The sequence below is a fragment of the Pedococcus dokdonensis genome (genome assembly GCF_900104525.1).
Taxonomy (GTDB): domain Bacteria; phylum Actinomycetota; class Actinomycetes; order Actinomycetales; family Dermatophilaceae; genus Pedococcus; species Pedococcus dokdonensis.
Genome location: NZ_LT629711.1, coordinates 362,587 through 385,119, shown reverse-complemented (window position 1 = coordinate 385,119; position 22,533 = coordinate 362,587). Strand labels below are relative to the sequence as shown.

25 protein-coding genes are annotated in these 22,533 nt (G+C 72.4%); 1 reads left to right on the top strand and 24 read right to left on the bottom strand.

Annotated elements, in window-relative coordinates; genetic code table 11:
• Positions 1–2: 2 nt before the first annotated feature.
• From BLQ34_RS01925 to BLQ34_RS01825, 21 genes are all read right to left on the bottom strand, one after another.
• Positions 3–155: a hypothetical protein gene (locus BLQ34_RS01925; RefSeq protein ID WP_157692855.1), complete on the bottom strand. Its 153-nt coding sequence runs from the start codon at positions 153–155 to the stop codon at positions 3–5.
• A 40-nt stretch (positions 156–195) separates the two neighbouring features.
• A complete protein-coding gene (locus tag BLQ34_RS01920) occupies positions 196–1,182 on the bottom strand; it encodes a hypothetical protein (protein WP_091780758.1) in 987 nt (328 codons plus the stop codon).
• 53 nt (positions 1,183–1,235) lie between these two features.
• On the bottom strand, positions 1,236–1,883 hold the full coding sequence (locus tag BLQ34_RS01915) for a maleylpyruvate isomerase N-terminal domain-containing protein (protein WP_091780755.1): 648 nt from the start codon (positions 1,881–1,883) through the stop codon (positions 1,236–1,238).
• Between the two features lie 91 nt (positions 1,884–1,974).
• Positions 1,975–2,934 (bottom strand): MFS transporter permease, encoded by a 960-nt coding sequence (locus BLQ34_RS01910; RefSeq protein WP_157692854.1) that lies wholly within the window; start codon positions 2,932–2,934, stop codon positions 1,975–1,977.
• Entirely contained in the window at positions 2,931–3,392 is a 462-nt protein-coding gene (locus BLQ34_RS01905; RefSeq protein ID WP_157692853.1) for a hypothetical protein, read from the bottom strand. Before BLQ34_RS01905 ends, BLQ34_RS01910 begins: the two co-directional genes overlap by 4 nt.
• A 43-nt stretch (positions 3,393–3,435) precedes the next feature.
• Positions 3,436–3,807 carry a VOC family protein gene (locus BLQ34_RS01900; RefSeq protein ID WP_091780746.1) on the bottom strand — a complete coding sequence of 124 codons (372 nt, stop codon included), beginning with the start codon at positions 3,805–3,807 and terminating at the stop codon, positions 3,436–3,438.
• Positions 3,808–3,921: 114 nt separating this feature from the next.
• Positions 3,922–4,725 carry a phosphotransferase gene (locus BLQ34_RS01895; RefSeq protein ID WP_091780744.1) on the bottom strand — a complete coding sequence of 268 codons (804 nt, stop codon included), beginning with the start codon at positions 4,723–4,725 and terminating at the stop codon, positions 3,922–3,924.
• On the bottom strand, positions 4,725–5,807 hold the full coding sequence (locus BLQ34_RS01890) for a hypothetical protein (RefSeq protein ID WP_091780741.1): 1,083 nt from the start codon (positions 5,805–5,807) through the stop codon (positions 4,725–4,727). Before BLQ34_RS01890 ends, BLQ34_RS01895 begins: the two co-directional genes overlap by 1 nt.
• Positions 5,808–5,812: 5 nt before the next feature.
• Positions 5,813–7,027: a signal recognition particle-docking protein FtsY gene (gene ftsY / locus BLQ34_RS01885; RefSeq protein ID WP_091780738.1), complete on the bottom strand. Its 1,215-nt coding sequence runs from the start codon at positions 7,025–7,027 to the stop codon at positions 5,813–5,815.
• Positions 7,028–7,112: 85 nt separating this feature from the next.
• Entirely contained in the window at positions 7,113–7,373 is a 261-nt protein-coding gene (locus BLQ34_RS01880; RefSeq protein ID WP_091780735.1) for a hypothetical protein, read from the bottom strand.
• 60 nt (positions 7,374–7,433) lie between these two features.
• Positions 7,434–11,006, bottom strand: coding sequence for a chromosome segregation protein SMC (gene smc, locus BLQ34_RS01875; protein ID WP_091780732.1), 3,573 nt, complete (start codon positions 11,004–11,006; stop codon positions 7,434–7,436).
• Between the two features lie 249 nt (positions 11,007–11,255).
• Positions 11,256–11,582 (bottom strand): chorismate mutase, encoded by a 327-nt coding sequence (locus BLQ34_RS01870; RefSeq protein ID WP_091780730.1) that lies wholly within the window; start codon positions 11,580–11,582, stop codon positions 11,256–11,258.
• Complete coding sequence (locus BLQ34_RS01865; protein WP_091780727.1) at positions 11,579–11,770, bottom strand: hypothetical protein; 192 nt, start codon at positions 11,768–11,770, stop codon at positions 11,579–11,581. Before BLQ34_RS01865 ends, BLQ34_RS01870 begins: the two co-directional genes overlap by 4 nt.
• 267 nt (positions 11,771–12,037) lie before the next feature.
• On the bottom strand, positions 12,038–12,334 hold the full coding sequence (locus BLQ34_RS01860) for an acylphosphatase (RefSeq protein ID WP_091780724.1): 297 nt from the start codon (positions 12,332–12,334) through the stop codon (positions 12,038–12,040).
• 46 nt (positions 12,335–12,380) lie between these two features.
• Positions 12,381–13,250, bottom strand: a complete 870-nt coding sequence (gene mutM, locus BLQ34_RS01855; protein WP_091780721.1) for a bifunctional DNA-formamidopyrimidine glycosylase/DNA-(apurinic or apyrimidinic site) lyase — start codon at positions 13,248–13,250, stop codon at positions 12,381–12,383.
• 115 nt (positions 13,251–13,365) lie between these two features.
• Positions 13,366–14,133 carry a ribonuclease III gene (gene rnc, locus BLQ34_RS01850; protein WP_091780718.1) on the bottom strand — a complete coding sequence of 256 codons (768 nt, stop codon included), beginning with the start codon at positions 14,131–14,133 and terminating at the stop codon, positions 13,366–13,368.
• A gap of 17 nt (positions 14,134–14,150) precedes the next feature.
• Positions 14,151–14,345 (bottom strand): 50S ribosomal protein L32, encoded by a 195-nt coding sequence (rpmF, locus tag BLQ34_RS01845; protein ID WP_091780715.1) that lies wholly within the window; start codon positions 14,343–14,345, stop codon positions 14,151–14,153.
• Between the two features lies 1 nt (position 14,346).
• A complete protein-coding gene (locus BLQ34_RS01840; RefSeq protein ID WP_091780712.1) occupies positions 14,347–14,991 on the bottom strand; it encodes a YceD family protein in 645 nt (214 codons plus the stop codon).
• 79 nt (positions 14,992–15,070) lie between these two features.
• Positions 15,071–17,119: an acyltransferase family protein gene (locus tag BLQ34_RS01835; protein WP_331712543.1), complete on the bottom strand. Its 2,049-nt coding sequence runs from the start codon at positions 17,117–17,119 to the stop codon at positions 15,071–15,073.
• Positions 17,120–17,186: 67 nt separating this feature from the next.
• Complete coding sequence (gene coaD, locus BLQ34_RS01830; protein ID WP_091780687.1) at positions 17,187–17,678, bottom strand: pantetheine-phosphate adenylyltransferase; 492 nt, start codon at positions 17,676–17,678, stop codon at positions 17,187–17,189.
• Positions 17,679–17,725: 47 nt separating this feature from the next.
• Positions 17,726–18,283, bottom strand: a complete 558-nt coding sequence (locus BLQ34_RS01825) for a hemerythrin domain-containing protein (RefSeq protein ID WP_091789079.1) — start codon at positions 18,281–18,283, stop codon at positions 17,726–17,728.
• 150 nt (positions 18,284–18,433) lie between these two features.
• On the opposite strand from BLQ34_RS01825, the gene BLQ34_RS01820 reads away from it, so the two are divergent.
• Positions 18,434–18,730: a hypothetical protein gene (locus tag BLQ34_RS01820; protein ID WP_091780684.1), complete on the top strand. Its 297-nt coding sequence runs from the start codon at positions 18,434–18,436 to the stop codon at positions 18,728–18,730.
• Between the two features lie 75 nt (positions 18,731–18,805).
• Here the strand turns inward: BLQ34_RS01820 and rsmD are convergent, their stop codons facing one another.
• The 3 genes from rsmD to BLQ34_RS01805 form a co-directional block, all read right to left on the bottom strand.
• Positions 18,806–19,381 (bottom strand): 16S rRNA (guanine(966)-N(2))-methyltransferase RsmD, encoded by a 576-nt coding sequence (gene rsmD, locus BLQ34_RS01815; protein ID WP_091780681.1) that lies wholly within the window; start codon positions 19,379–19,381, stop codon positions 18,806–18,808.
• Positions 19,382–19,406: 25 nt separating this feature from the next.
• Positions 19,407–20,183 carry an alpha/beta fold hydrolase gene (locus tag BLQ34_RS01810; RefSeq protein WP_091780678.1) on the bottom strand — a complete coding sequence of 259 codons (777 nt, stop codon included), beginning with the start codon at positions 20,181–20,183 and terminating at the stop codon, positions 19,407–19,409.
• Between the two features lie 98 nt (positions 20,184–20,281).
• On the bottom strand, positions 20,282–22,531 hold the full coding sequence (locus BLQ34_RS01805; RefSeq protein WP_091780675.1) for an ATP-dependent DNA helicase RecG: 2,250 nt from the start codon (positions 22,529–22,531) through the stop codon (positions 20,282–20,284).
• Between the last annotated feature and the right edge of the window lie 2 nt (positions 22,532–22,533).

The window sequence follows — 22,533 nt, the reverse complement described above, 5'->3', positions numbered from 1 at the left end:
GTCTAGGCGCAGGCCTTGAAGCCGGTGATCACGAACGTGTCGGACACACTCGACTGGTACGCCGTGGTCTGGGTCGAGGCCGAGAAGCACTTGCTCGTCGGCGAGCCCGCGACACTTCCGAAGTAGACGGGATAGCCCGAGTTGTTCTGGGTCACCTTGGAGCTCGCACCATAGCTCGTGCTGCCACAGACGCGGTCAATGGACTCCCACCCGAGGAGCATCGGGCCTCTCGGTCGAATCCCCGCCTCTGCTTAGCCGGAGATAGCGCACCCCCATGGACTCCAGCTCGTCGTCGTCCACGAGCTGGCCGAAGCGCACCAACGCGCTGGCCGGGGTGTGCAGGGCGTCCCACTGCTCGCCCTCCACCAGGATGTCGCAGAGCAGGATCTGCAGGTCCGGTGCCACCGGACGCCCGGTGCGCTCGGAGGCCTCGATCGCAGCTCCCAGCAGCGCCGCCGCGGTCTCCGGCTCACCCGACTGCCAGAGCACGATGGCCTCCACTTCGGCCAGCGCCACGCGGAGCTCGACGGTCGCGTGCGCGTCGACCAGGTGCCGCGCCCGCTCGAGCACGTCGGACCCGCGCGGGTCGCCCGCAGCGGCCAGCGCGCGCGCGGCGAGGACAGCCGCCTCGGCCGCCCACCCGCCGTCACCGGCCTGCTCGTAGAGGTGCGAGGCGCGCAGCACCAGCACCGGCCCCTCCTCCGGGGGCGCGACCTGGGCCAGCCCCATCAGACCTCCCGCGGCGTGTCCCGGCTCCCCCAGCGCCTGCAGCTGCTCGACGTAGCCCCGCCCGGCGGCGAGCGCCTCGGCGTCGCCGAGCAGCACCTCGACCGGCACCAGCGCCACGTGGCAGCGCAGCGTCTCGACCTCGTCCTCGGCGAGCACCGCCGCGCCGAGGGCGTCGGAGAGGACCTGCGCCGCGGCCGGGTGTCCGGCGCCGAAGAGCACCTGACCCAGTCGGCGGTCGAGGACGGCCTGCATGGCCAGCTCGGCCTGCTCCTCGACGGGCAGCAGCTCGGCGCGGGCCTGTGCCCAGCCGTGCACGAGGTGGTCCATCCGGATCGGGTCGTGGGCGTCAGCCGCCTGCAGCAACGCGTCGTGGAACCCGGGGACGTCGCCGGGGAGGGGCGCCGTCGCCTCCGCGAGGACCGCCGCGGGCAGGTGCTCGTCGTCGGGCTGCACGCAGCGACCCTAGCGCGACGCGACAAGGGGGTATGCCGCGTGGTCGCCGCGCGTCAGAACGCCGAGATCGAGCGGGGCGCGCGCTGCGGTCGGCTGAGTGCCCGCACCACGTCGGTGAGACCGTGCCGCCGGACGGCGACCCCCGTGAGGAGCTCCAGCACCGGCCCCGCGACGCCGTCGGGATAGCTCGGGCTGTCCAGCCCGACGCTCGACGCGAGGTCGTCACCGTGCACGACCATCTCCATCATCCGCGTCGTGAGGTAGTCGTGCGTCGGGAGTGCCCACCCCTGCCAGGAGATGAAGACGACGTCCGGGTCGCGAGGCTCGGCGAGGAGGCCCGGCAGGGCCTGGGCCGCTGCAGCGCCAGCGGCGAGCACCGCGGCGTGGCCGGCCAGCGCCCCCTCGTTGTCCTGGTCCGTCTGCTCGGGGTCGGGCTGCCCGTTCTGGGAGTCGCGCACCCAGCTGGCTCGCTCGTAGTGCTCGGCGAGGCGGATGACGGGGGCACTGGCGGGCAGCTGCGCCTGCAGCAGCCCGACGCTGTTGCGGGCCTGGCCGAGGAGGTGGTGGGTGAGCCCCCCGACCGTCATCCCGGCGCACGAGCTCTCGCGCTCCCAGGCGTCGCCCACCTCGGGTCGCGCGGCCAGCTCGAGCGACAGGTCGACGGCGGAGAGGAAGGCGGCGACGTGCTCTGATCGACTCACCCGTCGACCCTAGCCGCCGGCACCGACACGGTCGCGGCCCGCCGCAACCACGAGTCTGTAGGATCCTCCGCACCCAGGGCCGGAGGATCCTTCAGACTCGCGACACCGGCACGGACGGCAGCGCCTGCTCGGGTTCACGTCCGCGGTCGGGCTGTGGCCCTCGGCGAGGCGAGCCGCCACGCAGCCGACCGAACTGCTCCCTCAGCCACGCGGCATACCGCTCCAGCGGGAGGAACGCCAACATCATCACCAGGTGCGGCCAGAACGCGATGGTGATGGCGCCGTAGGTCATGGCGTGGAAGACGAACCAGCCTCCGACCACCCGCCGCCGCCACTTCTCGGACAGGAAGAAGATGACCGGCGAGGTGAGCTCGGCACCCATCAGCACCCACTGGAACCAGTGCAGCGTCCACGGCACCTCGAGCAGCCACTGGGCCATCGGGGTGCCCCGGCGGACGACGGCCCGGACCATCGTGGCCGAGTTGACCCAGTCCCAGCCGCCGAAGCGGACCTTGGCCCACGCCGACAGGAAGTAGGTCGCGACCGCCGCGAGCTGCACGGCGCGCAGGGCGAACCCCGCCGCCTCGCTGCGCCGCTGGTCGGACAGGTGCGCCAGTCCGACGGTCGGCAGCAACGCGAGGGCCACGACGAAGTCGGCCCGGTCGTGGTCGACCTTGCCGTAGGAGAAGGCGACGTACTGGTACCAGACCCAGCCGACCGCCACCACCCAACCGAGCAGCCGAGGCGCGCGGCCGGTCATCGCCGCCAGCGCCGCGGCCACGCAGCCCCACTTGAGGACCTGCACCAGCAGCACGGTCGCGGCCGGCAGGTGCAGCACCGTGCCCATGACGAGCGGCTCGTACCAGACCGGGTCGGCGTAGCCGTGGTACCAGCCGGAGGTGTGCAGCAGCAGGACGTCGACGATGACGAAGGCGAAGACCAGCACCCGGAGCGCTGCCACCCGCGACAGCGGCATGGGCGCGAAGAGCCAGCCGGAGAACCTCGACCCGGTGCGGCCGCCCGGCTCGACCACCGTCTCCCGCCCGCTCACGACGCGCGCCATTCGGCCAGGACCTCGGTGCGGACCTCGCCGGTGGGCCTGCGGTCGACCACGACGATGAGGCGCCGGACCACGCGCAGGGCGGTCCACTCCGCTGAGCTGGGACGCAGCTCGCTGTGGCTCCGGGCCAGCGTGCCCAGCCGCGACGGGTCGGCCTCGATCTGCGGGATCCGGCCCTCCACCTCGGCGCGGTTGAGCCCGACGTTCTCGGGAGTCAGTGGCGCGCGCACCCACTCGCCCGGCCTGTCCGCGGTCTGCACCTCGATGCCGGTCGACCAGACGGAGCCGGTGGCGGCCTGCGAGGTGGAGAACATCCGCCAGGGACTGAACGGCCACCAGTGGTCGTCACCGACCAGCGAGCCGGCACAGAACATCACCGTCAGAGCGAGGACGACGGCTGCCCGCCACGTCTTCGCCGCCCGACCGAGTCGCTCCACCCCCGTCTCCACGCGATCAGGCTAGGCCATCACCGGCGAGGCACCGGGCCAAGGCTCAGGCGCTGGTCCACACCCCGAGCTCGTTGCCGGCGGGGTCACGGAAGTAGAACCGTCGGCCGCCCGGGAACTCATAGGGGTCACGCGAGATCTCGCCTCCCGCGTCGCGCACTGCTGCCACGGTGGCGTCGAGGTCGTCGGAGTAGAGCAGCACCAGCGCACCGCCTGGGCCTGGAGCGCCGTCCGGGTTGAGCCCACCGACCTCTCCCTCGCCGTCGGCCGCTCGGATCCCGGCGTACTCGCCGCCGTAGTCGTTGAACTCCCAGCCGAAGGCCGCGGAGTAGAAGTCGCGGGCCGCGCCGAGGTCGGGCGCCGCGAGCTCGATGTAGTCGATGGTGTGGTGGGTTTGTGCCTGCTTCGTGACGGCCATGGCCCAACGCTAGCCAGCAGCCCTGACAGTGGCACGGTGGCGGCATGCCCGACCGGTCGCTGTGGTCCATCCGCTCGCTGCCGCGCTGAGCTGTCTGATCGCTGCCGCGCTGAGCTACCTGATCGCTGCCCCGAAGAGGTCCCGCCGCGCCGCGAACCACTCCGCGTCGAGGCGGGGTCGCTCGGCGTGCCCGTCGGCCAGCATCCGCACGAACGCCGGGTCTCCCTGCGCCGCCAGGACCTCGATGGTCCGTGAGTGCTCGGCCATCCGTCGCGACACGGCATCGGTGACCTGGGCACGAAGCGGCGCGTCCGCGGCATACCCGTCGAGCACGGCGGCGAACTTGTGGAGGCGCTCGGCGGTCGGCACGCCACCCAACTCTCGCCGCACCGCGTCGTCGTCGTGCCACAGCGGGACCCAGGACCAGAGCACGTAGGCGAGGTCGTCCACCGGCATCCCGGGTGAGGCGAAGTCGAAGTCGATCACCCCGAACGAGCCGTCCGGCCGCAGCACGGTGTTGTAGGTGCCCACGTCGTGGTGGACGACCACCTCGCCCAGGGCGAGCGCGCGGCCGGGGACGACCCGCCACGGCAGGGACGGGTCGGGCGCGAAGCCGACCTGGGCGTCGTGGAAGCCGCGCAGCCACGCACCGATGGCGCGGCACGCCTCGACGGTCCGGAACCGTGGGTCGAGCACGTCCGGTCCCAGCGTGCCCGCCACCCCCGGCAGGTATGACGCGACCTCGCGTCCGCGGGCATCGATCCCGAGCGCGCGGGGTGCGGCGTCGAAGCCCACCGACTCGAGGTGGTGCAGGAGGGCGTGCACCGCCGGTGTCCAGTGCCCGGCCGGGCGCCGCACGGTGTCACCGACCCGCACCACGACACCGGTGTTGCCACCACTCAGGACGTGCTCGTCCATCACCGGCGCTCCGGCCAGAGCGCGCGTACCACCAGGAAGACGACGCCAGCCAGGAGCAGGGACGCGAGACCGAGGACGACCACGACGGTGGGGGTCCAGAACCCGGAGTCGGGCTCCGCGGCCGGAGGGCGCGGAGCCACCGACGTGGGGGCCTGCGAGGGGGGCGTCGTCGTCGGAGTCACGCTGCTCGTCGAGGTGGGAGGGGCCGTCGCGGTGCCTGACCCGCTGGCGCCCGGGAGGGCCGGCACCTCGACCTGCTGCACGCGCGACCGCTTCCCCTCGCTCCCGACCAGCACCCCGTCCTCATCCGGCGCGAGGGCGAGCGTCTCGCCCTGGGGCCGCAGGGGCAGCAGCGACGAGCCGCGCCCGGCGAAGGTGTCGGGGTCGAGGAGGTGCAGCGAGGTGTAGGTGCGCACGGCCAGCGCCGAACCGTCCGGGAGGAACACCGCGTCGGTCACCGTCGACGGCGCCGCACCCACCCGGGTCAGACGGTTGACTCCGCGTCTGCTCGGCGACTTGGGCAGCGCGTAGATCCCGCCCACCCGGTCCTTGGTGATGACGAGGATCCGGCCCGAACGCGGGTCGACGGCCAGCGCCTCGGCGTCGTGCGGCCCGTCGGGGTAGCCCAGCTCCCAGGACGCGGCGCGCGGACCGGACGTCGACCCGAGTGCCGGCTCGTCGAACCAGAAGATCCGCACCACGTCACGGGAAGTGCCGTTGTCGCCGATGTCGGCAACCAGCATCCGGCCCTGAGGCGTGATCGCGAGCGCCTCGACGTCCCGGACCTCGGCGTCGAACCGGTGCACCCCCACTGTCCTGCCGGTCCTGGTGTCCACGGCGAACACCCGGGCCGAGTCCCCGGAGTCGTTGGCCGTCCACACCGTGTGGGGATGGCGCACGCTGAGGGCGAGGCCGGACGACTCGTCGATCCGGTCGTCCTCGAACCGGAAGTCCACCCGGCCGGTCGCGGACGTGGCCGCCCGGGCCCTGGACGGCACACCCACCACTCCCACGGCCAGCAGCGTGGCGGCGAGCACCGCGGCGGCGAGCAGCGCGGCGGCGAGCCGGCGCGGACAGCGCAAGGACGTCAGGCGAGAAGGGCGTCGACGAACGCCTCGGGGTCGAACGGCGCGAGGTCGTCAGGCCCCTCCCCCAGTCCCACGAGCTTGACCGGCACTCCGAGCTTGCGCTGCACCGAGACCACGATGCCGCCCTTGGCCGTGCCGTCGAGCTTGGTGAGCACGATGCCGGTCACGTCGACCACCTCGGCGAACACCTCGGCCTGGCGCAGACCGTTCTGCCCGGTGGTCGCGTCGAGGACGAGCAGCACCTCGTCGATCGGGCTCTGCTTCTCGATGACCCGCTTGACCTTGCCGAGCTCGTCCATCAGCCCGACCTTGTTGTGCAGGCGGCCCGCGGTGTCGATGAGGACGACGTCGGACTCGAGCTCGGCGCCCGCCTTGACCGCGTCGAACGCGACCGCCGCGGGGTCGGCGCCCTCGCGGTCGGACCGCACCGTCGGCACGCCGACGCGCGCCCCCCAGGTTTCCAGCTGGTCGGCGGCTGCGGCGCGGAACGTGTCGGCGGCGCCGAGGACGACATCCTTGTCCTCCGCGACGAGCACACGTGCCAGCTTGCCCACGGTCGTCGTCTTCCCGGTGCCGTTCACTCCGACGACCATGACGACGGCGGGCCGGCCGTCGACCCGGGAGCTCACGACGGTGCGGTCGAGCGAGGGGTCGACCAGCTTGAGCAGGTCCTCGCGGAGCCAGCCGCGGACCGTCGCCTCGTCCGTGGTGCCCTCGACCTTCACCCGCGAGCGGAGCGAGTCGACGAGCTCGGTGCTGGCCTCGACGCCGAGGTCGGAGGCGATGAGAGTGTCCTCGACCTCCTCCCAGGCCTCCTCGTCGAGCCGCCCGCGCGAGAGCAGGGCGAGCAGGCCCTGGCCGAGGGCAGAGTTCGACCGGGACAGCCGGGCGCGCAGCCGCTGGAGGCGGCCGGCCGGGGCGTCGGGACGGTCGAGGGTGGGCGTCGGCGTGGGCGACGGCAGGTCCTCGTCGGCCGGTGCCGGCAGGGTGTCGACCGACCCGGCGTCCTCGATCGACCGCTTCGGCCCATCCCGGGGAGGTTCGGCGTCGTCACCCACCCCGGGCAGCACGTCCCGGTCACGGGTCGGTGTCGGGGCCGGCTTCGTGCGGCCACCACGACCACGGAGCAACCCCAGCAGCACCCCGCCCAGGATGACGAGGAGCCCGACGACGACGGCAATCCATTCCCACAGCTGATCGATCACGCGCGCCATCCTCCCCCATCACGACCCGCGGACACGATTCGAGGGTGCCTCGACGAGGTCGGGGTATGCCGCGTGGCGGCAGAGTGCGCGGCGCTCAGCTGGCGCGGTGCCGGCCGACGTCCTCGGCGGAGTCGCCAGGGGTGATCGAGTCGGCGACCTTGTCCTTCGCCGTGACGATGGCCCCGCCGGTCGTCTCGATCGTCGACACGGTCTTCTCCTTGACCGTGGCGATCAGGTCCTCGCCCTGCGGGGTGAGCAGCTCACGGCCCTCGCGGCGTGCGGGGATGGCAACCACGGCGACGACGGCAACGGCCAGTCCGACGCAGATGAGCATGCCGATGATGAGGGCGGTCATACCCTCAAGGGTGCCCTGCGCGGGCGGGAATGCCCAAATCGACGCGCGGCTGACGCAGTGCTAGGCGCTCTGGGCGGCGACGTCCCTGATCCGCTGCGAGACCACAGTGGTCACACCGTCACCACGCATCGACACGCCATAGAGCGCGTCGGCAACCTCCATGGTGCGCTTCTGGTGGGTGATGACGATCAGCTGGCTGGAGTCACGCAGCTCCTCGAAGAGCGTGATCAGCCGGCCGAGGTTGGCGTCGTCGAGCGCGGCCTCGACCTCGTCCATGATGTAGAACGGGCTGGGCCGGGCCTTGAAGATCGAGACCAGCAGGGCGACCGCCACGAGCGACCGCTCGCCACCGGACAGCAGCGAGAGCCGCTTGATCTTCTTGCCGGGCGGACGCGCCTCGACCTCGATGCCGGTGGTCAGCATGTTGGCCGGGTCGGTGAGGGTGAGTCGACCCTCGCCCCCGGGGAAGAGCCGGCTGAAGACCCCCTCGAACTGCGCTGCGGTGTCGTGGAAGGCCTCGGTGAACACCCGCTCCACCCGCTCGTCGACCTCACGGACGATGTCGAGCAGGTCGCGCTTGGACTTCTTGAGGTCTTCGAGCTGTTCGGTGAGGAACTTGTGCCGCTCCTCGAGCGCTGCGAACTCCTCGAGCGCCAGCGGGTTGACCCGACCGAGGGCGGACAGCGCCCGCTCGGCCTTGCGCAGCCGCTTCTCCTGCACCTCGCGCACGTAGGGGGCCGGCTCGGGCAGCGCGTCGGGGTCGTCGTCGGGCCCGGCGACGAACGGCACCAGCTGGTGGGGCCCGAACTCCTCCATCAGGGCCTCGGGGTCGATCCCCAGCTCCTCGACGGCCTTGGTCTGCATGGCCTCGATCCGCAGCCGCTGCTGGGTGCGAGCCACCTCGTCGCGGTGGACGGTGTCGGTGAGCTCACGCAGCTCGTCCTGGAGCGCGGCGACCTCACGACGCACCTGGCTCAGCGACTGGTCGCGCTCGGTGCGCTCCTGCTCGGCGGTGGCCCGCTGACGGGCTGCGGTGCCGAGAGCCTCGGCGACCAGGGTGGCGGCGTAGGCGGCACCACGACGCACTGCCTCCGCCACGGTCGCCTCGCGCTTGCGCCGCTCCTGTCGGGCGGCCAGGCGCTGGCGGGCTGCGAGCTCGTTGCGGGCCGCGCCCTCGAGCGAGTCGGCCCGGCCCTTGAGTGCGCGACCCCGCTCCTCCTTGGTGCGCAGGGTGAGGCGCAGCTCGGTCTCGGCCGTGCGACCACGGCTCGCCTCGAGCTCGAGCCGGTCGCGCTCGTCGGTGCTCGGGTCCTGCGCCTCGGTCGGCTCGGCGCTGGCCTCCTCGAGGCGCTCGGTGAGCCCGGCCAGCTCGATGCGGTCGCTCTCGAGAGCAGCGGTCGCGTCGGCGATGGTGCGCTCGGTGCGCTCGGCCTCGGCCTTCGCCGAGCGGACCGTCGCGCCGAGGTGCCCCAGACGCTCGGCCACTGCGGCCATCTTGGCGTCGGAGTCGTGCAGCCGCTCGAGCGCGGCCTCGACCTCGTCGTTCGCCGCCCTGTGCCGCTCCTGCGCGGCGGTCAGGGCGAACCGCGCCTGCTCGCCGCGTCGGGTCGCGTCGGCCACGCGGTCCCGGGTCTCGTCCACCGCCGACTGGATCTCGATCAGGCTCGGGGAGCTGCTGCTGCCGCCGCGGACGAAGCCCGGGGCGAACACGTCGCCGTCGCTGGTCACGGCCGTGATGCCGTCGCCTCGGGCGACGAGGGCCGCAGCCAGCGCGGGGTCGGGGACGAGGGCGACGCGGTCGAGCAGCTGCTCCACCGCAGGTCGCACGGTGGCGGGGGCCTCCACGACCTCGCGGGCCCAGACCGCCGAGCCCTCCAGGGCCGGCCAGGTCGCGGGGTCGCTGGAGCTGGCGGTCTGGCCCACGAGGAAGGCGGCGCGTCCGGCATCCTCCTCGCGCAGGGTGGTGAGCGCTCGGGCAGCGTGGTCGATGGACTCGACGGCCAGCGCGTCACCGGCCCAGCCGAGGGCCGCGGCGACCGCGGCCTCGTGGCCGCCCTTGACCTGCAGGAGCGACGCGACCGAGCCCACGATGCCGTGACGCGCGTCCGCAGCCGCGAGCAGGGTCGCGGCACCGTCCTTGCGAGAGAGGCTCAGCTCGAGCGCCTCCAGCCGGGCCGCCCCACTCGCGCGGTCGCGCTCGGCGAGCCGCTCGGCCTCGCGGTGCTGCTCCACCTCTGCCTCGACCTGCTCGAGCAGCTCGGCAGCCTTTTCGTACGCGGAGTCGAGGCCCTCCTCGCCCTCCTCGTCGACGGCGACCGACGCCTCCAGGCTCTTGAACTCCTGCTCGGCGGCAGCCGCCCGCTGCAGTGACTGTTCGACGACTCCGCGCAGGCGACCGATCTCGGCCTCGCCGGCCTCGAGCCGGCTGCGACGGGCGCCGACCTGCCCGGCGAGCTTGGCCAGTCCCTCGCGGCGGTCAGCGGCCGCGCGGGCCAGCCGCTGCAGACGCTGCTGCTCCGCGGCATACGCCTGCTCCGCGGCCTCGCGGGCCGCGACGGCGAGCTCGAGCTCGGCCTTGGCGTCGCGCACCTCGGCCAGCAGGGCCTCCTCCTGCTTGCGCGCCTCGGCGGCTTGCGCCCGCAGCTCCTCGGGGTCGCGCCCGGACGTCTGCTCGTCCTGGGTGTCCTGGCTGAGCAGGCGCACCCGCTCGGCGGCGAGCGACTCGGTGGAGGTCAGCTTGTCGCGCAGCTGCTGGAGGCTGAACCAGCGCTCCTGGGCGCGAGCCAGCTCCGGGGCGGCGTCCTGGGCCTGCTGCTCGAGGGTCGCGAGCCGGCTGCGCAGGTCGGTCAGGCCGTCCTCGACCTCGGTGCGCTTGGCGACCAGCGCGGTCTCGTCGGCGACCTCCTGCTCGAGCGTCGAGGTGAGCTGGACCAGGTCGTCGGCGAGCAGCCGGAGCCGCGCGTCGCGGGCGTCGGACTGGATGACGGCAGCCCGGCGCGCGGCCTCGGCCTGCCGTCCGAGCGGGCCGAGCTGGCGCCGGATCTCACCGGTGAGGTCGTTGACCCGGGTGAGGTTGGCCTCCATCGACTCGAGCTTGCGGAGCGCCTTCTCCTTGCGCTTGCGGTGCTTGAGGACGCCGGCGGCCTCCTCGATGAAGCCACGGCGCTCCTCGGGCGTGGCCCGCAGCACGGCGTCGAGCTGGCCCTGGCCGACGATGACGTGCATCTCGCGGCCGATGCCGGAGTCGGAGAGCAGCTCCTGCACGTCGAGCAGGCGGCAGGACGTGCCGTTGATCGCGTAGTCGGACCCACCGTTGCGGAACATCGTCCGCGTGATGGTGACCTCGGTGTAGTCGATCGGCAGTGCGCCGTCGGAGTTGTCGATCGTCAGGGCGACCTCGGCGCGACCCAACGGCGCCCGGCCGGCGGTCCCGGCGAAGATGACGTCCTCCATCTTGCCGCCGCGCAGGCTCTTGGCACCCTGCTCGCCCATCACCCACGCCAGGGCATCGACGACGTTGGACTTGCCCGAGCCGTTGGGGCCGACGATGCAGGTGATGCCGGGCTCGAGCCGCATCGTGGTGGCCGAGGCGAAGGACTTGAAGCCCTTCAGGGTGAGGCTCTTGACGTACACGAGCGGGTCGGCTCCTGGTGAGGTGCGGGTGCTGGTCGGCGGGACCCTCTGGGTCGGTGGCCACCCTACCCGCGGTCCGCGCGTGGGCCCGGCACCTTCCGCCGCCCTGCGTTGCCTGTGCTTCGTGTGACCAGAGTGACGGCAGGGGTATACCGCGCAGCCATTTCCCGACTTCTGGCCACCCATGCGGCACGAGACCCTCGGTCCGGGCGCCGCGTGCGGCATCCGTGGCCAGAAGTGCCGGGGAGGTCAGGAGCCGGCGATGGCCTCGTGGTGGTGGATCACCTCGGCGATCACGAAGTTGAGGAACTTCTCGGCGAAGGTCGGGTCGAGGCCGGCCTGGTCGGCCAGGTCGCGCAGGCGCGCGATCTGGGCCTCCTCGCGCGCCGGGTCAGCCGGCGGCATACCCTCGCGTGCCTTCAGCTGCCCGACCTGCTGGGTGCACTTGAAGCGCTCGGCAAGCAGGTGGATCAGGGCGGCGTCGATGTTGTCGATGCTCGCGCGCAGGCGCACGAGATCGTCAGGGGTCGAACCGGTCGAGCGGGACGAACCGGGCGTGGGTGCGGTCGAGCTCACCCGGCAATCGTAGGCACGCCCGCCGCGACGGCGTCGGGCTGTCTCAGATCCTCACGGAGCCGGTCGTTCTCCAGCTGCAGCCGTTCGACGAGGAACTCGAGGTCCCGCACGCGGCGACGCAGTTCGACGGTCTCGAGCATCAGTCGCGGGTCGGACGCCACGCGATAGCCCACCAGGGCCTTGGCCATGTCGACTCCTTCTCCGCAGGCGTCGGGGGTTCGCGCCGTGCGGGTGCCCAGGGGGTTCGTCCGGGCATCTCTCAGAGTGACAGCCGGACCCCGACCGGTCAATGCCACCGTCGGTGAACGGTCGATGTCACGGGCAAACCCACCGCTCGGCACCCCATCGGGAGGCGACGCCGCTCCGCCTGGACCCCCCTCCTTCCCCCTCCATCAGTGTTCAGCGCCATCACTGTTCAGCGCCATCAGTTTCGACGCCGTCACTTTTCGACGCCGTCACTTTTCGACGAACCCGACCAGCCCGTCCTTCGGCGCACCCCACGTGGTGACGCACTGGTGGACCTCGCCGGGACGCAGGTGCTGCGACGGTCGCTCCTCGATGAGGGCGACCAGCTGCTTGATCTGCTCCTCGTCGCCCTGGCAGACCACCTCGACGCGCCCGTCGCCGGCGTTGCGCGCATGCCCGACCAGACCGAGCTCCAGTGCCCGTGCGCGGGTCCACCAGCGGAACCCCACACCCTGCACCCGACCGTGCACCCAGACGACCGCCCGGGCGGGACCGTTGTGATCCATCTGCACCACCTCTCGGTTCAGTTGTACAACCGAGGGACCCCTGCTGTCAGCCGCGGCGCACCCGGGGACGAGGTTGGCAGTGCGGGCAGGAGAACGACGACCGGTTCATGAAGGCCTCGCGCCGGATCAGCGTGCCGCACCGGTCGCACGGACGACCCTCCTGGCCGTAGGCGTGCAAGGACCGGTCGAAGTAGCCCGAGGCCCCGTTGACGTTGACGTACAACGCGTCGAAGCTCGTGCCGCCCTCCCCCAGCGCCGCCAGCATCACGTCGTGGGCGTGGTCGAGCACCCGCGCGAGGGTCGGCTTGGTCAGCGCGGAGCACAGCCGCTCGCCGTGCACCCGGGCACGCCACAGTGCCTCGTCGGCGTAGATGTTGCCGATCCCGGCCACGAGGGTCTGGTCGAGCAGGGCGCGCTTGACGGCGGAGTCGCGTGACTTCATCCGGCGCACCACGGCGGACTGGTCGTAGGCAGCCTCGAACGGGTCGGGGGCGATGTGGGCGATGGTCTCCGGGACGAGGTCGTCGGTCAGCTCGGCCAGCGCCATCCCGCCGAACGTCCGCTGGTCGACGAAGCGCAGCTCGGACCCGCCGTCGGCGAACGTGAACAGCGCGTGCAGGTGCTTCTCGTGCGGCGCGTCGGTGGACTCGACCAGCAGCTGACCGCTCATGCCGAGGTGGGCGATCAGCCCGAGCCGGTGGCCGTCCGGCGCTCGGAGCACGAGCCAGAGGTACTTGCCACGCCGCCGTGCCTGCTCGACCGTGGTGCCGGCCAGCTGCGCCGCGAGGTCCAGCGGTCCGGCCAGGTGTCGTCGTGCGACCCGCTCACCGCGGAACTCGGCCCGTGCGATGGTGCGGCCCACGACGTGGTCCGCGAGGCCGCGGCGCACCACCTCGACCTCGGGCAGCTCAGGCACGCGTCACCTCGGGCATGGGCCCACTCAAGCACGCGCCACCGACAGCGGTGCCAGCGCCCCGCAGCAGCGACCCGGGTGTGCCGCGCGCTCGCCCAGGAGGGAGAGCGCTCCGCGCCTAGGAGGGCGAGCCGGCCACGGGGTCGTCGTCGGCCGTCCGCGCGGTCAGGGCCCGCCAGGCGAGCTCGGCGGCGCGTTGCTCGGCTTCCTTCTTGGACCGCCCGGTGCCGGAGCCCAGCACCTCGTCGCCGACGACGGCGTGCGCGTGGAAGGTCTTCTCGTGGTCGGGGCCCTCTTCGTCCACGCGGTACTCGGGCACGCCCTTGGCCGTGGCGGCCGAAAGCTCCTGGAGGCTGGTCTTCCAGTCCAGCCCGGCGCCGAGGGTGGCGCTGGCCGCCATCAGCGGGTCGAGCAGGTGGTGCACCAAGCGCGACGCGGCGGGCATGCCACACGAGAGGTAGACGGTGCCGATGACCGCTTCCATCGTGTCGGCGAGGATCGAGGCCTTGTCGCGGCCGCCGGTGCTCTCCTCGCCCCGACCGAGCATCACGTGGTCGCCGACGCCGAGCGTGCGTGCCACGTCGGCGAGCGCCCGCATGTTGACCACCGCGGCGCGCAGCTTGGCGAGCTGGCCCTCAGGCAGGTCGGGGTGGGTGGCGTAGAGGGTGTCGGTGACGACGAGCCCGAGCACCGAGTCACCGAGGAACTCGAGGCGCTCGTTGTTGGGCAGGCCGCCGTTCTCGTAGGCGTACGAGCGGTGCGTGAGGGCACGCAGAAGCAGCGACTCGTCGACAGGCCCGCCGACCAGCTCGGTGAGCTGGTCGGCGAACTCGTCGACGGGCCGCTGCTTCGCGCTGTCCCCGACCGGGGACTGAGTGGCACTCACGCGAGGTTCAAACTGGGTCAGCCCTGGTGCTCGGTGCGCTCGGCCGGCGTGTAGTGACGGCCCTTGTAGGTGCCGCAGGACGGGCACGCCACGTGCGGCTGGGTCGGGGCCTTGCACTGGGGGCACGTGGTCAGCGTGGTCGCCGTCGTCTTCCAGTTCGCACGACGCGAACGGGTGTTGGAGCGCGACGTCTTCCGCTTCGGGACAGCCACGTCAGTTCCTCTTCTCTTCGGTGTTGCTCGGGGTGTTGCTCGGGGTCTTGCTCTGGGTGGTGCCCAGGTGGGTGGCACCCGAGCCTGGGTTGCCCTCGGCCGACAGCGCGCTCAGCGCGGCCCACCGGGGGTCGAGCACTTCGTGGTGGTGGTCCGGGTCGTCCGCCAGGCGAGCTCCGCACTCGGAGCACAGGCCTGGGCAGTCGTCCCGGCACACGGGCTGGAACGGCAGTGCTGGCACCACCGTGTCCACGAGCACGGGTTCGAGGTCGAACAGGTCGCCCTCGAGCACGTGCTCATCGGTCTCGTCGTCGTCCGCACCCACCGCACGGTGGTGGGCTGCGCGATCGGCGTAGGCGAACAGCTCCTGGAACCGTCCGTCGACCTCACGGCTGACGGGGTCCAGGCACCGCACGCAGGCGCCGGTTGCCGTGGCGTGGACCGAGCCGGTGACCAGCACTCCCTCGACGACGGACTCGAGCCGGAGCTCCAGCTCGACCGGGGACCCTACCGGGACCGCGATCACGTCCGTGCCGAGGACGGCAGGCGCCTCGACCGTGCGCTGGAGGCGCTCCATGGAACCCGGTCGCCGTCCGAGGTCCGTGGTGTCGAAGACCAGCGGCGATCGGGGGTTGAGGTGTTCCATGGCTCCAGCAGAGGTCGAGTGACTCGGCCTGAGCCTCGGGCGAGGACATGACCGACGCACGAGATTACCGGAGCACGGCCTACTCCCCCAAATGCGCGGGGGCCGCCCGGTCGAGCTCCGCGCCCAGCACGGTCGCGAGCGTCCGCACGTAGGTGGCGGTGAGGTGGTCCCCGGCGCGGTGGATCGTGACGTTCCCGATCGCGACCGGACAGCGCGGAACGGGGCAGATCCAGGGTGTGAGGTCGACCAGCGGGGTGCCGGAAGCGGCCGCTGCCTCGACCTGCGCCGGCAGCCCGCTGCCCGCCACGGCGGGACCCCGCTCGAAGGCGCACCGGCTCAGCTCGTGGGGGTGCCGGGCCGTGCACACGTCGAGGTCGTCGGGCGACAACGGGCTGTCGCCGAGCACCACCACCGGCACCCCGCGTTCGCGCAGCTGCGACCAACGGGTCGCGAGGCCGCGCACCAGGGCCGCCCGCGTGGCGCTCGCGCCGTCCCAGGCCGACGCGGCATACCCGGAGGTCAGGAGGAGGTCGGGTGGCGCGGCGGCCAGCCGCTCCACGACCCGGCGGTTCCACTCGTCGCAGGCCGGGTAGGCGCGCCCCTCGTTCTGCGCACGGCCGTCCGCGAACGCGCAGGCCGACTTGCCGTAGGTCACGATCCGCCAGCCGCGCCCGGGGGCGAGTCGTTCGAGCGCCGGCAGCCACTGCATCGCCTTGGAGTCGCCCACCAGCGCGACCGTCGTGGTGCCGTCCGGCACCCCGAACTCGCACGCGACCGGTTCCTCGACGAGCCGGTCGACCTGGCAGCGGTCGACGTCCGCGGCCGGGCGGTCCTCCCCCGCCAGCTGGGGGTCGGGGGTCAACCACTCCCAGTCGTCCACGGCATAGGTGGCCGGATCGCTGCTCGGCGGGGACGACAGGGTCGCGGCGCCGAGGCTGTCGACCGCCGGGCGCGCGCCGGACACGGGCGTGGTGCGGAACGGCGACGCCGCCTGGGTGAGGGGCAGAGCGGCGAGGGCTCCGACAGCCGACAGGGCGACCCCGAGCGCCAGCACCGGACGGGTGCGTTCGGCCAGGGCACGACTGTGGTGGATCGGGCTCTCCAGCCACCGGTGGCTCCCCCAGGCCGGCAGGAACGACAGGGCGAGCACGAGGAGCCGCTGCGTGGTCGAGATCCCGTCGAGCGCCCACTCGGTCAGCACCAGGGCCGGCCAGTGCCACAGGTAGATGGAGTAGGACAGGCTCCCGATCCAGACCATCGGCGCGGCGCCGAGCAGCCTGACCGGGCCGCCCGGCGTGCCGGCCCAGCCCGACAGCAGCACGGCCGCGGCCCCCACGGTGGGCACGAGGGTCCAGGGGCCCGGGGTCACCGCACCTGCCGGCAACCAGCACGCCGAACCGATCACCGCGGCGAGCCCCACCCAGCCGACGAACGCCCACGTCCCTGCGCGCGTCGCCGCGCCCGCCGGGTCGGTATGCCGCGGGCTCGCCTCCCGACCCGCGCACCAGACCGCGAGCGCCGCGCCCACCCCGAGCTCCCACGCCCTGGTCGTGGTGACGAAGTAGGCGCGGTCGGGGTCGACGCCACCCAGCCACACGGCATACCCGAAGGACGGGACGGCGATGACGGTGAGGAGGCCGGCGACGACGCCCACGCCGGGGCGGCGCCCCAGACGGTTGAGCACCAGGGCCAGGGCGATCAGGGCCAGCGGCCACACGACGTAGAACTGCTCCTCCACCGCCAGCGACCAGAAGTGCTGCACGGGAGAGGGGATGCTGTCGGAGGCGAGGTAGTCGACCGCACGGTGGGCCAGCACCCAGTTGACGACGTAGAGCGCGGCACCTGCGACGTCGGTGCCGATGTCGCGGCGGCGCAGCCCCGGCACGACGAACCACGCCACCACGGCCGTCACGACGAGGACGAGGATGGCCGCGGGCAGGAGCCGCCGGATCCGGCGTCCGACGAACCGGGTCCAGCTGATGGTGCCGGTGGTGAGCAGCTCGCGGACGAGGATGCCGGTGATGAGGAACCCCGAGATGACGAAGAAGACGTCGACCCCGAGGAAGCCGTTCGGGAGCGGGAGACCCGCGTGGTAGAGCACGACGAGCAGCACGGCGACGGCGCGCAGTCCCTCGACGTCAGGCCGGAAGCGGGTCGCCCGAGGGTGGGTCGGGCTCCGGTCCGTCGAGGTCAGGTCACTCCCCCTGGAGGCGGGCCAGCAGCGCGTCGCGGACCCGGTCGCTCACCAGCCCGGAGATGTCGCCGCCGTGGGCGGCGACCTCCTTCACGAGCGAGCTCGAGATGTGCTCGAGGCTCGGGTCACCGGGCAGGAACACGGTCTCGATGCCGGTGAGGTGCCGGTTCATCAGGGCCATCGGCAGCTCGTAGGCGAAGTCGGTGCCGCCGCGCAGCCCCTTGACGATGGCGGTCGCCTCGAGCTCACGGGCGACGTCGACGAGCAGGCGGCCCGCGAAGAGCTCCACCCTGACGTTGTCGAGGTCGGCGCACGTGTCGACGATGAGGTCGCGGCGCTCCTCGGGGGTGAAGGTGCCCCGCTTGGCGGGGTTGTGCATCACAGCGACGACGACCTCGTCGTAGAGCCCCGCGGCCCGGCGGATCACGTCGCTGTGGCCGAGGGTCACGGGGTCGTAGGAGCCGGGGCACACGCACCGACGGGGGCTGGTCACACGGGAACGCTAGCAGCGAAGCCGGCTGCCCCGACCGCCCTGCCGGTCTACTCCTCGTCCTCGTCGTCGGCGGGGAGCAGCCCCTCCTTGTGGGCCCGGGCGACGATCTTGCGGACGTTCGTGATCGACCCGGCGTCCTCGTCGAGCAGCTCGTTGCGACGAGCAGTCCAGGCGGCGCCCAGGTCCTGGCGCACCTGTTCGGAGACGTCCTCGCGCGCCGGGTTGAGGATGGTCTGCTCCTCCTCGCCGATGTGGTGGTTCAGCGCGGTGGCGAGGTCCTCCACGGCGTCGTCGAACTTCTGGGTGTCGGTGCCCTTGCACTCCAGCAGCGCCAGCAGCGCCTCGTTGCCCTCGGCGTGCTCCTCCTCACCGTGCTCGGCCTCGTGGGCGGTGATCGCCCGCTTGCTCTTGAGCTGGGTGTAGACCTTCTCCTCCTCGGCCTCGCCGTGCGCGATGAGCACGGCGGACAGCGCGGCCCGCGCGGCCTCGCGGTCGGCAGTGGAGTCGCGCAGGTCGCGCAGGAGGGCCTCGAACAGCCGGTGGTCGTCGAGGATGAGGTCGACGACGTCGCCGCTGGTCGGTCGGGGGATCTCGTAGTCCGTCATGCGCATACCATCCCCCACCTGCGGTGATGCCACACCTCGGGGGTCGTGGCAATGGGTCGGTCCCACCCATCGGACGCCCGATTTGGGTCGCTGCGGCGGGTGCGACACCGTGGAGGGGTACTGACCTCAATCGGACGAAACGGAGAGCCCATGCTCACCCTGACCGACAACGCCAGCACGATCGTGAAGACCCTGGTCGACCAGAACCTCAGCAGCGACGACGCCGGTCTGCGGTTCAGCCAGGAAGGCCCCGACTCCGGTGGCCTGACCGTGACCACCGCCGAGCAGGCCGTGCCCGGCGACGCCGTCGTCGAGCAGGACGGCGCGAAGGTCTACCTCGACCAGACCGCGGCCGTGGCCCTGGGTGACCAGGTCCTCGACGCCGCCGTCGACGAGTCCGGGAGCGTGCAGTTCAGCCTGCTCCCGTCGGCGCCGCAGGCGGTCTGACCGACCACACCGACGAAGGAGCCCGACCGCGAGTGCGGTCGGGCTCCTTCGCGTCCGGGACGCGCGGTCGGTGGCTCAGGCCACGCCGTCAGGGTGGCGCGGGCCGGCGAACCAGATCTTCGTCTCGCCGTAACGGCGTTCTCCTTCGCACTCGAGGACGTCCGGCCAGGCCGGCTCCGGCGAACGCGCCGACCGCTCGACGACCACCAGCGCGTCGGGGGCGAGCCAGCCCCCCGTGGTGAGCGCGGTGAGGTCCGCGGTCAGCGTCTCCTCCGTGAGGTCGTAGGGCGGGTCGAGGAAGACCAGCGTCTGGGGCGCGGCCGGAGGTGATGCGAGGACCTTCTGGACCGTGGCCTGCCGCACCGTCACACCGGGTATGCCGAGGGTGTCGGCGTTCTGCTTGGTCACCTTCGCGGCGGACCGGTCCGAGTCGACGAGCAGGACGGTGGCCGCGCCACGACTGGCCGCTTCGAGACCCAGGGCTCCTGAACCGGCATACAGGTCAACGACTTTCGCGCCGGCCAGGACCTCGAGGTGTTCCAGGCGGGAGAACAGCGCCTCGCGCACGCGGTCGCTCGTCGGCCGGGTGCCGGAGCCGGCCGGGGTGGCCAGCCGCGTGCCCCCGGCCCGGCCGCTGATGATGCGTGTCACGGCGGCAAGGTAGCAGCGCGCGGACTCAGGGCGCGTGCACCGTCGGGTCGTCGCGCAGCACGTCGAGCAGCAGGGCCTGGACGGCGTCGGGGCGCTCGAGTGCCGGGAGGTGCCCGGCCCAGTCGAGCTCGACCGTCTCCGCACCGGGGATCTGCTCACCCAGCAGCCTCGCCACGTCGCCGAAGTGGTCGAGGTCGTGTGCCCCGGACACCACGACGGTGGGCACCGCGATGCCCGTCGGATCGACCTCGACCCGTCGCGGCTCGGGGCCGGGGTCGGCCTCGTCGGCCGCGAGCTGGACGTCGAAGGCCCTGCGCTGCATCAGGGTCAGCAGTGCCCGGGCCGCGCCGTCGGCCTCGGGACCGAGGAAGGTGCGCACGTTGAGCTCGGTGGCCCCGGCGACGTCACCGGCCTCGAGCAGGCGGTCCTCCTCCTGCCCGAACGCCTTGACGGACTCGGTCGGCTCCAGCCCCCGGTAGGCCGTGCACATCAGCACCAGCGACGAGACCCGGGTCGGGTGCAGCGTGGCGAGCTCCATCGCCACGCGCCCTCCGAACGACGAGCCCACGACCGCAGCGTCGGTCACCCCCAACGAGTCCATCAGCGCGTCGACGTCGTCGGCGTCGGCGTACTTCTCCGGCGGCATCGGCGTCTGGCCGAACCCCCGCAGGTCGGGCCGGATCACCCGGAAGGTGTGCGCGAGCACCGGCGCGACGGCATCCCACATCCGCCGGTCCGCGACCCCGGCGTGCAGCAGCACGACTGCCGGCCCGGATCCTTCGTCATCGTGCGAGAGCAGCATGCGACGAGCCTAGGACTCCGCGTCTCCCGCGCGCCTCTGCATATCCCGCGACGGAGGCTAAGTCACTGCTCACTGTGAGCGAGCAGTGACTTAGGGCGTCAGCCTCGGTCGAGGAAGGCTGCCTGCTCCTCGTCGACCCGCTCGGTGACGGCCTTGGCCAGCTCGGGGTGATCGGTCAGCTCTGGATCGGCGGCGACCAGCTCGGCGGCGTCCTCGCGCGCCTGGAGGATGATCTCTTCGTCGCGCACGAGCGACAGGAACCGGAAGCTCCCCCGCCCCATCCCCCTCCCCGACCGGCCGCCTCCGCTCTGCCGGCCGCTGAGCACGTCGCCCGTGCCACGCAGCTCGAGGTCGAGGCGGGCCAGCTCGAACCCGTCGTTCGTGCCGGCCACGGCCTCCAGCCGCTCGACCGACGCCTCCGCCTCGGACGACGTCATGAGCAGGCACAGCCCGGGGTGCACGCCACGACCGACCCGACCGCGCAGCTGGTGCAGCTGCGACACCCCGAACCGGTCGGCGTCGACGACGACCATGACGGTCGCGTTGGGCACGTCGACGCCCACCTCGATCACGGTGGTGGAGACCAGCACATCGACCTCGCCAGCGGTGAAGGCGCCCATGACCGCGTCCTTGTCCTCGGGCGGCATCCGGCCGTGCAGCACGGCGATCGAGAGGCCGGCGAGGGCGGGGTTGGCCCGCAAGGTGGCTTCGACGGCATGGACGCTCGCCATCTCGCGCGGCGGGGCAGCGACCGCTGCGCCCTCACCGTCGTCGTCCGGCGCGAAGACCGACTCGGCGATCTCCTCCTCGTCGGCCGACGCACTCCCTGCGCTCCTCGCCCTGCCCGCGCCGCCGTCGCCATCACCGATCCGGGGGCAGACGACGTAGGCCTGCCGGCCGGACCGCACCTCTTCGGCCACCCGCTCCCAGGTGCGCTGCACCCAGTCCCGCCGCTCGGCCGGCACGACGTGGGTCGCGATGGGCGAACGCCCCCGCGGGAGCTCGGCCAGGGTCGAGGTCTCCATGTCGCCGAAGACCGTCATCGTCACGGTGCGTGGGATCGGCGTGGCCGTCATGACGAGCACGTGGGGCGGCTGGGTTCCTTTCTCGCGCAGCGCATCTCGCTGCTCGACACCAAAGCGGTGCTGCTCGTCGACGACGACGAGCGCGAGGTCCTGGAACTGCACCTTGTCCTGGATGATCGCGTGGGTCCCGATCACGATGCCGGCGTCCCCGCTGGCGGCCTGGAGGAGGTTGTCGCGACGGGCTGCGGTCGACTGGCTGCCGGTGAGCAGTGCGACGCGGGTGCCGATGTCGCTGCCGCCCAGCAAGCCTCCCTCGGCCAGATCGCCCAGCATCGTCGTGATCGACCGATGGTGCTGTGCTGCAAGGACTTCCGTGGGTGCGAGCAGCGCAGCCTGACCGCCCGCATCGACGGCGGCGAGCATGGCGCGCAGCGCGATGACCGTCTTGCCGGACCCGACCTCACCCTGCAGCAGGCGGTTCATCGGCACGTCCTTGGCCAGCTCCTCGGCGAGGGTCGCTCCGACTGCCTTCTGCCCGTCGGTCAGCTCGAAGGGCAGGCGGGCGTCGAACGCCGCGAGAAGCCCGCCGGCCCGCGGGGTGCGCCCGGTGGTGCGGTCGGCAGCCTGACGCGCGCGACGCTGCGCGAGCAGCGTCTGGAAGACCAGAGCCTCCTCGTAGCGCAGCCGCTGACGGGCGCGCTGCACCTCGGGGAAGGCCTTGGGCACGTGGATGCCGCGCAGCGCCTCGAGTCGGCCGGGCAGCCCGTGCCGTCGGCGCAGGCTCGCGGGCAACGGCTCGGGCACGTCCTCGAGGTGGTCGAAGACGATCCGCACGCACTCCGCCACGGTCCAGTTCTGGAGTCCCTTGACCTGGAGGTAGACCGGGATGGGACCGCGGTCCGTGGCCGAGGTGCCCAGGTCGCCCTCGACGAGCTGGTATGCCGGGTGGGCGAGCTGCCACCTGCGGCCGTAGATGCCGACCTCACCGGCGAACACCGCCCGCACGCCGGGGACGAGCTTGTCCTTGTGCCCCCAGGCCTTGAAGAACACGAGGTCCACGTCGTTGCGACCGTCGGTGATGGTCACGGTGAGCATCTCGCCGCGGCCACTCTTGGGCCGTCGGGTGGCTGCGGTCTTCACCTCGGCCACGGCGACGACGTACTTGCCGACGTGCAGGTCGGACAGGTCGGAGGTGTGCTCCAGGTAGCGACGTGGCCAGAACTCCAGGAGGTCCCCCACCGTCACGAGGTCGCGGTGCTTGGCCAGGTTGCCCGCGGTCCGCACCCCGAGCAGCTTGTCCAGCTTGGTGCGCTCGTCGACCACGC

What these genes read in the sequence shown, in the direction of transcription:
- BLQ34_RS01840 (WP_091780712.1), bottom strand. Translation starts at nt 14,991, where the DNA reads ATGGAACACCTCAACCCCCGATCGCCGCTGGTCTTCGACACCACGGAC.
- BLQ34_RS01880 (WP_091780735.1), bottom strand. Translation starts at nt 7,373, where the DNA reads ATGACCGCCCTCATCATCGGCATGCTCATCTGCGTCGGACTGGCCGTT.
- BLQ34_RS01900 (WP_091780746.1), bottom strand. Translation starts at nt 3,807, where the DNA reads ATGGCCGTCACGAAGCAGGCACAAACCCACCACACCATCGACTACATC.
- BLQ34_RS01810 (WP_091780678.1), bottom strand. Translation starts at nt 20,183, where the DNA reads ATGCTGCTCTCGCACGATGACGAAGGATCCGGGCCGGCAGTCGTGCTG.
- BLQ34_RS01825 (WP_091789079.1), bottom strand. Translation starts at nt 18,283, where the DNA reads ATGACGGACTACGAGATCCCCCGACCGACCAGCGGCGACGTCGTCGAC.
- ftsY (WP_091780738.1), bottom strand. Translation starts at nt 7,027, where the DNA reads ATGGCGCGCGTGATCGATCAGCTGTGGGAATGGATTGCCGTCGTCGTC.
- BLQ34_RS01895 (WP_091780744.1), bottom strand. Translation starts at nt 4,725, where the DNA reads ATGGACGAGCACGTCCTGAGTGGTGGCAACACCGGTGTCGTGGTGCGG.
- BLQ34_RS01865 (WP_091780727.1), bottom strand. Translation starts at nt 11,770, where the DNA reads ATGGCCAAGGCCCTGGTGGGCTATCGCGTGGCGTCCGACCCGCGACTG.
- BLQ34_RS01820 (WP_091780684.1), top strand. Translation starts at nt 18,434, where the DNA reads ATGCTCACCCTGACCGACAACGCCAGCACGATCGTGAAGACCCTGGTC.
- BLQ34_RS01860 (WP_091780724.1), bottom strand. Translation starts at nt 12,334, where the DNA reads ATGGATCACAACGGTCCCGCCCGGGCGGTCGTCTGGGTGCACGGTCGG.